The sequence below is a fragment of the Kitasatospora sp. NPDC087271 genome (genome assembly GCF_044744605.1).
Taxonomy (GTDB): domain Bacteria; phylum Actinomycetota; class Actinomycetes; order Streptomycetales; family Streptomycetaceae; genus Kitasatospora.
The window spans coordinates 193,820-204,318 of the sequence record NZ_JBIUYQ010000014.1; the positions used below are offsets into that span (position 1 = coordinate 193,820).

Sequence of the window (10,499 nt, forward strand, 5' to 3'; positions counted from 1 at the left end):
ACAGTTCGACCAAAGCGGCTACCCCGAGGAGGCCCCGTCCGGTGTCCGGCTACCGCAACACCCCCCGCATCTCCGACGCCCCGGCCCGCACGACGGCCACGTCCGACCACTGGCTGAAGGTCTTCGCCGTCGGCCTGCTGCTCTGGGGCGCCACCGTCGTCGTCACGTTCCTCACCGGGAACAGCAACCTCGTCCCGACGATCGTGCTGCTCGGCAGCTTCCTGGTCCCGGCCACCCTGGTGATCTGGGCCTACGAGCACTACGCCGGCGACCTCGGCCCGGACCGGCTCTTCGCCTGCTTCGGCATCGGCGGCATCATCGGCGTCCTGGGCGCCTCGGTGCTGGAGAGCTACCTGGTCTCGCCCTCGGCCTGGATGTACGTCACCGTCGGCCTGATCGAGGAGGCGGCCAAGCTGGCCGCCCTGGTCATGGTGAGCCGCCGGCTGCGGGTCAGCGGGCTGCGGCACGGGCTGGTGCTCGGCGCCACCGTCGGCGCGGGGTTCGCCGCGTTCGAGAGCGCCGGGTACGCGTTCAACGCCGTGCTGAGCATCCAGGGACTCTCGCTCGAGGACCTGGTCGAGACGGAGATCCTGCGCGGGGTGCTCGCGCCGGTCGGCCACATCCTGTGGACGGCGATCATCGGCGGGGTGCTGTTCAGCGAGCGCCGCGGCGGGCGCTTCCGCTTCACCACCCCGGTCGTCGTCACCTACCTGGGCGTATCGCTGCTGCACGCGCTCTGGGACAGCACGAGCGGCATCGCCGTCTGGCTGGTCGCCAAGACCACCGCGAGCTCCTGGCAGCACGCGCTGTTCGAGCTCGGCCACATGCCCGATCCCACCAGCGAGCAGGTGCACCTGTACACCCTCTACGACACGGCCGGGCTGCTCGTGGTCTCCTTGGGCGGGCTGCTCTGGCTGCGGCTGCTGATCCGGCGCGAGCGCGCGCCGATCCCGGCCCAGCTCCCGGCCTCCCCGGCCTGAGGCGGTCCGGCGCATACGCTCGACCGGCGCACGCGTCCGTGACGCGCGCCACTTCACCCGCCCCTCCCGGAAATACCCCTGAGGGGTATGGTGTTGTCAGAGTAGAGCCCGGGCCGACGCCCGGGGCGCCACACCTCCCGGAGGCCCGGATGTCCAGCACCACCACCTACACCGTGACCGGCATGAGCTGCGGCCACTGCGAGAAGGCGATCAGCGAGGAACTCTCCGCCCTCACCGGCGTCACCGAGGTCGCCGCCGACTCCAAGGCCGGCACCGTGACGGTCTCCTCCCTCGCCCCGCTGGACGACGACCAGGTCCGCAGCGCCGTCGACGAGGCCGGCTACGAACTGGTCGGCCGCAGCGCCTAGGCCTCCCTGCACACCCGGTACGGCGGGGCCCGGGCAGCGGACCCCGCCGTACACCCCCACCGAGGAGCTGCCGAGGAGCCGATCCGCATGAGCGAGCGAAGCGAACTGGTCACCACCGCCCCCGGCGTCCAGGGCACCCCCGGGGTCCGGGACCGGGTCGAGCTGTCGATCGGCGGCATGACCTGCGCCTCCTGCGCGACCCGGATCGAGAAGAAGCTCAACCGGATGGACGGCGTCGAAGCCACCGTCAACCTCGCCACCGAGAAGGCCCGGGTCGACTACGGCCCCGGGGTGACGGTCGAGGACCTGATCGCCACCGTCGAGCGCACCGGCTACACCGCCGAGCTCCCGCCGCCCCCGGCCCCCGCCCTCCCGACCGGCGCCGACGCCGACGCCAGTAGCGGTGCCGGTACCGACACCGCCGACCCGCTGTACGACCGGCTGCTGATCAGCGCCGTCCTCAGCGTCCCGGTGGTCATGCTGTCGATGATCCCGGCCCTCCAGTTCGCCAACTGGCAGTGGCTCGCCTTCGCCCTCACCGGCCCGGTCGTGGTCTACGGCGGCCTGCCGTTCCACCGCGCCGCCTGGACCAACCTCAAGCACGGCGCCGCGACCATGGACACCCTGGTCTCGCTCGGCACCCTGGCCGCCTTCGGCTGGTCCTTCTGGGCACTGTTCTGGGGCCACGCGGGCCTGCCCGGCATGCACCACGACTTCTCACTGGCGATCGGCGACACCGACGCCTCGTCCACCCTCTACCTGGAGACGGCCGCCGCCGTCACCGTGCTGATCCTGCTCGGCCGCCACCTGGAGGCCCGCTCCAAGCGCCGGGCCGGGGCCGCCCTGCACGCCCTGCTCGACCTCGGCGCCAAGGACGTCACCGTGCTGCGCGGCGGGGCCGAGGTCCGGATCCCGGTCGGCGGCCTGGCCGTGGGCGACCGGTTCGTGGTCCGGCCGGGCGAGAAGATCGCCACCGACGGCACGGTGGTCGAGGGCGGATCGGCGGTGGACGCCTCGATGCTCACCGGCGAATCCGTACCGGTCGAGGTCTCCGTCGGCGACCAGGTCACCGGCGCCACCGTCAACGCCGGCGGCCGGCTGGTCGTCGAGGCCACCCGGATCGGCGCGGACACCCAGCTGTCCCGGATGGCCCGACTGGTCGAAGAGGCCCAGAACGGCAAGGCCGCCGCCCAGCGCCTCGCCGACCGGATCTCCGCCGTCTTCGTCCCGGTCGTCATCCTGCTCGCGCTCGCCACCCTGGTCGGCTGGCTCCTGGCCTCCGACAGCCCCACCGAGGCGTTCACCGCCGCCGTGGCCGTGCTGATCATCGCCTGCCCGTGCGCCCTGGGCCTGGCCACCCCGACCGCGCTCATGGTCGGCACCGGCCGCGGCGCCCAGCTGGGCATCCTGATCAAGGGCCCCGAAGTGCTGGAGACCACCCGCAAGGTCGACACCGTCGTCCTGGACAAGACCGGCACCGTCACCACCGGCCGGATGACCCTGCTCGCGGTGCACACCGCCGAGGGCGTCGGCGAGACCGAGGCACTGCGCCTGGCCGGCGCCCTGGAGCACGCCTCCGAACACCCGATCGCCGCAGCCATCGCCACCGCCGCCGCGGAGCGGACCGGCGCGCTGCCGCCGGTCGAGGACTTCCGCAACCTCCCCGGGAGGGGCGTGCAGGGCGTCGTCGAGGGCCGGGCGGTGGTGGCCGGGCGCGAGGCCCTGCTCGCCGACCGGGCCCAGCACCTGCCGCCCGTCCTGGCCCGCGCCAAGGCCGCGGCCGAGGCGGCCGGGCGGACCGCGATCGCGGTGGGCTGGGACGGCGAGGCCCGGGCCGTCCTGGAGGTCGCGGACGCGGTCAGGCCGACCAGCGCCGAGGCGATCGCCCGGCTGCGCGCGCTGGGCCTGCGTCCGGTGCTGCTGACCGGCGACAACCGGGCGGTCGCCGAGGCCGTCGCCGCCGAGGTCGGCATCGCCCCGGAGCACGTCATCGCCGAGGTCATGCCGCAGGACAAGGTCGCCACCGTCAAGCGGCTCCAGGCCGAGGGCAGGGTCGTGGCGATGGTCGGCGACGGCGTCAACGACGCGGCCGCCCTCGCCCAGGCCGACCTGGGCCTGGCGATGGGCACCGGCACCGACGCCGCGATCGAGGCCGGCGACCTCACCCTGGTCCGCGGCGACCTGCGCTCGGCGGCCGACGCCATCCGGCTCTCCCGCCGCACGCTCGGCACCATCAAGGGCAACCTGTGCTGGGCCTTCGGCTACAACGTGGCAGCGATCCCGCTGGCCGCCGCCGGGCTGCTCAACCCGATGATCGCCGGTGCCGCGATGGCCTTCTCCTCGGTCTTCGTGGTCACCAACAGCCTGCGCCTGCGCCGCTTCCAGCCCGCCTGACCCGCCCACGCGACGCGGAAGGGCCCGGACCGCCCGGTCCGGGCCCTTCCCAGCGCCAACGCGCCGACGCGTCAGCGCCCGAGCAGCTCGCCGCCGTTGCAGTGCAGGATCTCGCCGGTGATGAACCCGGCCTCGGGCGAGGCCAGGAAGTAGACCGCGGCCGCGACCTCACCGGTCTCCCCGATCCGGCCCAGCAGGGTGCGGGCCGCCCGGCGGGAGACCTCGGCCTCGTCCAGCCGGGGGCCGAAGAACTCGGTGCCGGCCACCGTCCCGGGCGCGACGATGTTGGCGGTGATCCCGGAGGTGCCCAACTGGGCGGCCAGGAAGTGGTTCCAGGCGTGCAGCGAGGCCTTCGCCGCGCCGAACGAGCCGGCCCCGCGCAGGGCGGCGATCGAGCTGATGGTGACCACCCGGCCGGCGCCGGGGGTGAGCCGGTCCCGGATCGACTCGGTGAGCAGCACCACGGTCAGCACGTTGCGCTCGAAGTCGCCGCGCCAGCGGGCCAGCAGGGCGTGCGGCCCGGCACCGATCACGGTCTCCCGGCTGCCGGCGTTGTTGACCAGGACGTCGATCCGATCGGGCAGTTCGGCGAGCGCGGCCTCGACGGCATCGGGGTCGGCGAGATCGCACACCAGCGGGGTGACGTTCGGCCCGAGGTCCGCCGCGGCCTTCTCCAGGACCGCGCGGCGGCGGCCCACGATCACGACCCGTTCGCCCGCCTCGGCGAACCGCCGCGCGACTTCGTACCCGATTCCCGTGCCACCGCCGGTGACAACGACGTTCCTGGCCATCTGCGCACTCCCTCCCCAGCTCCGCCGCCACGCTGCGAGGGTGCGGGACGGTCCGTACCGGAATGCCACGATTCCTATCACGCTCGGTTGCCGTGACTGCGGGGAGGGTGACGTCGCGCGCGCGGGAACGTGTGATATGGGCTCGGCACGACGTGCACACGGAGCGTGGCGAGAGGCAGCTCACACCCCCCGGGCGTAACTTCTCGCACCCTGATACGTCTTAGGTTGGTAGTGCGGCAGTTTTCCGATGGGCGGAGACGCGACGAACGGCAATGCGTCCCCGCGCTTCCACCGACTGCCGCCGACGGGGCTCCGGCGGGCCCCGGGACGGTCGTCGACCTTGACGGCCTTCGCGCACGACGCCGGGGTTGCGGCGGGTCAGGGACGCTTTGAGCGGCCGTCCCCGGCTTCGGCCCGGCCCCGGAGTCGTGCGCCGTACGGTTCCGTCCCCGCGCGGGCGCCCACCCGGGCCCACCGCACGGGGACGCGGAAGGGCCCGGCCGCCATCTGGCGACCGGGCCCTTCCGGGTGCAGCGTCAGCGGTCGCCGAGGGCGACGTAGTCGCGGATCTCGACGCCGGTGTAGATCTGGCGCGGACGGCCGATCCGGCTGGTCGGGTCGTTGATCATCTCGTGCCAGTGGGCGATCCAGCCCGGCAGCCGGCCGAGGGCGAACAGCACGGTGAACATGCTGGTCGGGAAGCCCATGGCGCGGTAGATCAGGCCGGTGTAGAAGTCCACGTTCGGGTAGAGCTTGCGCGAGACGAAGAAGTCGTCCTTGAGGGCGTGCTCCTCCAGCTTGAGCGCGATGTTCAGCAGCTCGTCGTTCTTGCCGAGCTGGCCGAGGACCTCGTGCGCGAGCAGCTTGACCTGCGCGGCGCGCGGGTCGAAGGCCTTGTAGACGCGGTGGCCGAAGCCCATCAGCTTGACGCCGGCTTCCTTGTTCTTCACCTTCGTGATGAACGCGTCGACGTCGCCGCCGTCCTTCTGGATGCTCTCCAGCATCTCCAGCACGGCCTGGTTGGCGCCGCCGTGCAGCGGGCCCCAGAGCGCCGAGATGCCCGCCGAGATCGAGGCGAACAGGTTGGCGTGGCTGGAGCCGACCAGGCGCACGGTGGAGGTCGAGCAGTTCTGCTCGTGGTCCGCGTGCAGGATGAGCAGCTTGTCCAGGGCGTTGACGATCACCGGGTTGAGCTCGTAGTCCTCGGCGGGGACGGCGAAGGTCATCCGCAGGAGGTTCTCGACGTAGCTCAGGTCGTTGCGCGGGTAGACGAAGGGCTGGCCCATCGCCTTCTTGTACGCGTAGGCGGCGATCGTCGGCAGCTTGGCGAGCAGGCGGACGGTCGACAGGTGGCGCTGGCCGGCGTCGAACGGGTTGTGGCTCTCCGGGTAGAACGTGGAGAGCGCGCCGACCACCGAGGACAGCATGGCCATCGGGTGGGCGTCCCGCGGGAAGCCCTGGAAGAAGCGCTTGACGTCCTCGTGCAGCAGGGTGTGCTGGGTGATCTCGCGGTTGAACTCGGCCAGCTGGTCCGCGTTGGGCAGCTCACCGTTGATCAGGAGGTACGCGGTCTCGATGAAGCCGCCCTGCCCTGCGAGCTGCTCGATCGGGTAGCCGCGGTACCGCAGGATGCCGTTGTCACCGTCCACGAAGGTGATCGCGGACTTGTACGCGGCGGTGTTACCGAAGCCGTTGTCCAGGGTGACCAGGCCGGTCTGCGGGAGCAGCTTCGAGATGTCGAAGCCGGCGTTGCCCGCAGTGCTCTCGACGACGGGGTACTCGTACTCGCCGTCCTGGTACCGCAGTACTACCGAGTTGTCGCTCACGTCTTCCTCACCGACGAAATGAATCCTCTTCCAAGGTGCCCTGACTGTCTCTACCATCCCCCATCTGGAGGACAGCCGCGCACCCGGGGTGGCCCGAAAGGGCCCGCCCCTACAAAACCTGCTGCCGCAGCCGGTACGAACCGGACAAGATCGGCACCACCCTAGGCTCTGCCGTAAATCTCTTCACGTCAAGAGAACATTAGAGGCAACCATCCTGTTGGATAATCATCCAGTTGCCAGTCGATGATCGAGCGCCGCATGCCGTCGACCTGCACTGACGGTTCGCACGGCCTGGGCGATCGCCTTCCGTGACCCCACCAGTACCACCAGTTTCCTCGCCCTGGTCACAGCGGTGTAGAGCAGGTTTCGCTGGAGCATCATCCAAGCGGACATGGTGACCGGAATCACCACGACCGGGTACTCGCTGCCCTGCGAGCGGTGGATCGTGACCGCGTACGCGTGGGCCAGCTCGTCCAGTTCGTCGAAGTCGTACGGCACCTCCTCGTCCTCGTCGGTGAGCACCGTCAACCGCTGGTCGTCCACGCTGAGGGCGGTCACCACTCCCACTGTGCCGTTGAAGACCCCGTTGCGCCCCTTGTCGTAGTTGTTGCGCACCTGCGTGACCTTGTCCCCCACCCGGAACGTGCGCCCGCCGAACCGCCGCTCCGCCAGCCCCTCCCGGGCCGGCGTCACCGCCCCCTGGAGCAGCGTGTTCAGGTTCCCCGCCCCGGCCGGACCCCGGTGCATCGGCGCCAGCACCTGGACGTCCCGCCGCGGGTCGAAGCCGAACCGCTGCGGGATCCGCCGCGCCACCACGTCCACCGTCAGGCCGGCCGCCAGCTCCGCGTCGTCCTCCGCGAACAGGAAGAAGTCCGGCAGACCGTCCGTCAGCGGCGGCCTCCCCTCGTTGATCCGGTGCGCGTTCGTCACCACCCCCGACTGCTGGGCCTGCCGGAAGATCCTGGTCAGCCGCACCGACGGGATCGGGCCGCCCTCCGCCAGCAGATCCCGCAACACCTCGCCGGCGCCCACCGACGGCAGCTGGTCAACGTCCCCCACGAACAACAGGTGCGCCCCCGGCGGCACCGCCTTGACCAGCTTGTTCGCCAGGATCAGATCCAGCATCGAGGCCTCGTCCACCACCACCAGATCAGCGTCCAGCGGCCGGTCCCGGTCGTACGCGGCGTCCCCGCCCGGTTTCAGCTCCAGCAGCCGGTGCACCGTCGAGGCCTCCGCCCCGGTCAGCTCCGCCAGCCGCTTCGCCGCCCGCCCGGTCGGCGCCGCCAGCACCACCTTCGCCCGCTTGGCCAGCGCCAGCGTCACGATCGACTTCACCGTGAACGACTTGCCGCAGCCCGGACCACCCGTCAGCACCGCGACCCGCTCGGTCAGCGCCAGCCGCACCGCTTGCTCCTGCTCCGGCGCGAGATCGGCCCCGGTGCGCTTCGCCAGCCACTCCAGCGCCACCGGCCAGTCCACCCCGCCGAACCACGGCATCCGGTCGGAATCCGAACGCAGCAACCGCAGCAGCTGGTTGGCCAGCGAGATCTCCGCCCGGTGGAACGGCACCAGGTACACCGCGGTGATCGCCTCGCCCGCCTCCCCCGGCACCGACTCCCGCACCACCCCCTCCGCCGCGACCAGCTCCGCCAGGCAGTCGATCACCAGGCCCACGTCCACCTGCAGCAGCTTCACGCCGTCCGCGATCAGCCGCTCCTCCGGCAGGTAGCAGTGCCCCTGGTCGCTGCTCTGCGACAGCGCGTACTGCAAGCCCGCCTTCACCCGCTCCGGGCTGTCGTGCGGGATCCCCACCGCCTGGGCGATCCGGTCCGCCGTCAGGAAGCCGATCCCCCACACGTCCGACGCCAGCCGGTACGGCTCGTTCCTCACCACTCCGATCGAGGCGTCGCCGTACTGCTTGTAGATCCGCACCGCGAGCGAGGTCGACACCCCGACCCCCTGGAGGAAGACCATCACCTCCTTGATGGCCTTCTGCTCCTCCCAGGCCGCCGCGATCTTCTTCGTCCGCTTCGGCCCCAGCCCCGGCACCTCGATCAGCCGGCCCGGCTCGTTCTCGATCACCTCCAGGGTGTCCACCCCGAAGCGCTCCACGATCCGCTCGGCGAACCGCGGCCCGATCCCCTTGATCAGCCCCGAACCCAGGTACCGCTGGATGCCCTGCACCGTCGCCGGCAGCACCGTCGTGTAGTTCTCCACCGTGAACTGCCGCCCGTACTGCGGATGCGAGCCCCACCGCCCGTGCAGCCGCAGCGACTCCCCCACCTGGGCTCCCAGCAGCGCGCCCACCACCGTCAGCAGGTCGTTCCCGCCCCGACCGGTGTCCACCCGGGCCACCGTGTAACCGGTGTCCTCGTTGGCGTACGTGATCCGCTCCAGCACGCCCTCGACCTGCGCGAGCTGGCGCGGCGCCTCCTGCCCCGACTGCGCCTGCCTGGCCACCGGAACCCCCTTCGACCGGTACGGGTGGACCTTTCGTTACGCACCGTACCGCCCGGCCACGACAAGCCCGCACCCGCGCCGGACCACCCCCGCGGCGGGACCGCCTCCGGGCCCCTGCCGAGCAGCGCCCCGCCGTGCAGCGCCCCCGCCGAGGTGCCAGGCTGGGACGGGCAGGGGGGCACGATCGCGCCCGTACGGGCCCCGTCCGAGGAGCAGTGCCCATGCTCAACACCTCCTTCCGCCCCGGCTCCCCCGACTGGCTCGACCTGGGCAGTCCCGACACCCGGGCTTCCGTCGACTTCTACACCGCCCTGTTCGGCTGGACCTTCGACCCGGCCGGCCCCGAAGCCGGCGGGTACGGCTTCTTCCAGCTCGACGGCCGGACGGTCGCCGCCCTCGGGCCGCTCGCCGAGGAGGGCTCCCTGCCCGCCTGGACGCTGTACTTCGCCACCCTCGACGCCGACCGCACCACCGAACTCGTCGAACAGGCCGGCGGGCACGTCCGGTTCACCCCCTTCGACGTCTTCACCGCGGGCCGGATGGCCGGCTACACCGACCCGACCGGCGCCGAGTTCGCCGTCTGGCAGCCGCACGACACCCACGGCCTGGAGGTCGTCAACGAGGAGGGCAGCCTCTGCTGGGCCGAGTGCTACAGCGTCGACGCCGAACGCGCCAAGACCTTCTACCGGACCGTCTTCAGCTGGCAGGAACAGGACGTGCCGCTCGAAGGCACCTCCTACACCGTCCTCACCCCCGCCGGCGCCGGCAGCGACGACGCCCACGGCGGCATCATGCAGCTCGGCCCCGAACAGACCGCCCGCGGCACCACCTCGCACTGGCTCCCCTACTTCGAGGTTCCCAACGTGGACGCCAGCCTCGCCATCGCCGACAAGCTCGGGGCCACCGTGCGGATCCCCGCCATGGACGTCCACGGCGTGGGCCGCCTCGCCCAGTTCCACGACCCGCACGGCGCCGTCTTCGCCGTCATCACCAGTGCCAAGCCCGGGGAGTGACGGCAAATCACCCCCGAGAAGGGGCCTGAGGGGGCTCTACGGGCAGTGGCGGCGGAGGTGCGGGGAAACAGGGCGCGCCTATCCTCTGATCATGACTGACCTGACGATCCGCCGGGCCACCGCAGAGGACCTGCCGGCGCTAGTGGCCATGCTCGCCGACGACGCCCTGGGTGCCACCCGCGAGAGCCCCGACGACCTCACCCCGTACCGTGCCGCCTTCGCCCGCGTCGACGGCGACCCGCACCAGCACCTGGTCGCCGCCGAGCGCGCCGGCCGGACCGTCGGCACCCTGCAGCTGACCGTGATCCCCGGCATCTCCCGGAAGGGCTCCACCCGGACCGTCATCGAGGCCGTCCGCATCCACGCCGACGAGCGGGGCAGCGGCCTCGGCACCGAACTGATCCAGTGGGCGATCGAGCGTTCCCGCGAACTCGGCGCCGACCTCGTCCAGCTCACCTCCGACGCGACCCGCACCGACGCCCACCGCTTCTACGAGAAGCTCGGCTTCGTCCCGTCGCACGTCGGATTCAAGCTCCAGCTCTGAGGCCTTGAAGTTCCAAAGCCGCGGAAACGCAAAAAGACCCCCTCCCGGACGGGAGGGGGTCTTTTCGGAATAATTGTTCGGCGGCGTCCTACTCTCCCACAGGGTCCCCCCTGCAGTACCATC

At 71.5% G+C, this 10,499-nt stretch carries 8 protein-coding genes; 5 read left to right on the forward strand and 3 right to left on the reverse strand.

The annotated features are described in order from the left end of the window. Nucleotides 1-41 precede the first annotated feature (41 nt). The 3 genes from ACIO9K_RS23715 to ACIO9K_RS23725 all read left to right on the forward strand — a co-directional run bounded on the left by ACIO9K_RS23715 (nt 42) and on the right by ACIO9K_RS23725 (nt 3,742). Nucleotides 42-980 (forward strand): PrsW family glutamic-type intramembrane protease, encoded by a 939-nt coding sequence (locus ACIO9K_RS23715; RefSeq protein WP_363618832.1) that lies wholly within the window; start codon nt 42-44, stop codon nt 978-980. A 38-nt stretch (nt 981-1,018) separates the two neighbouring features. Further along, nucleotides 1,019-1,348, forward strand: coding sequence for a heavy-metal-associated domain-containing protein (locus ACIO9K_RS23720; protein WP_363588576.1), 330 nt, complete (start codon nt 1,019-1,021; stop codon nt 1,346-1,348). A gap of 177 nt (nt 1,349-1,525) precedes the next feature. Continuing rightward, nucleotides 1,526-3,742, forward strand: coding sequence for a heavy metal translocating P-type ATPase (locus ACIO9K_RS23725; RefSeq protein ID WP_400332773.1), 2,217 nt, complete (start codon nt 1,526-1,528; stop codon nt 3,740-3,742). Between the two features lie 71 nt (nt 3,743-3,813). On the opposite strand, the gene ACIO9K_RS23730 is transcribed toward ACIO9K_RS23725, so the two are convergent. From ACIO9K_RS23730 to ACIO9K_RS23740, 3 genes are all read right to left on the reverse strand, one after another. Then, entirely contained in the window at nt 3,814-4,533 is a 720-nt protein-coding gene (locus tag ACIO9K_RS23730; protein WP_363618834.1) for an SDR family oxidoreductase, read from the reverse strand. A 536-nt stretch (nt 4,534-5,069) separates the two neighbouring features. Further along, nucleotides 5,070-6,359, reverse strand: a complete 1,290-nt coding sequence (locus tag ACIO9K_RS23735) for a citrate synthase (protein WP_363618835.1) — start codon at nt 6,357-6,359, stop codon at nt 5,070-5,072. 225 nt (nt 6,360-6,584) lie between these two features. Further along, the gene (locus ACIO9K_RS23740; protein ID WP_363588570.1) at nt 6,585-8,819 is read right to left on the reverse strand and encodes an ATP-dependent RecD-like DNA helicase; all 2,235 of its coding nucleotides are present in this window, start codon (nt 8,817-8,819) and stop codon (nt 6,585-6,587) included. Nucleotides 8,820-9,040: 221 nt separating this feature from the next. On the opposite strand from ACIO9K_RS23740, the gene ACIO9K_RS23745 reads away from it, so the two are divergent. Together ACIO9K_RS23745 and ACIO9K_RS23750 are read left to right on the forward strand one after the other, a co-directional pair. Then, the gene (locus tag ACIO9K_RS23745; RefSeq protein WP_363588568.1) at nt 9,041-9,832 is read left to right on the forward strand and encodes a VOC family protein; all 792 of its coding nucleotides are present in this window, start codon (nt 9,041-9,043) and stop codon (nt 9,830-9,832) included. Nucleotides 9,833-9,923: 91 nt separating this feature from the next. Next, a complete protein-coding gene (locus ACIO9K_RS23750) occupies nt 9,924-10,376 on the forward strand; it encodes a GNAT family N-acetyltransferase (RefSeq protein ID WP_363588566.1) in 453 nt (150 codons plus the stop codon). Nucleotides 10,377-10,499 lie beyond the last annotated feature (123 nt).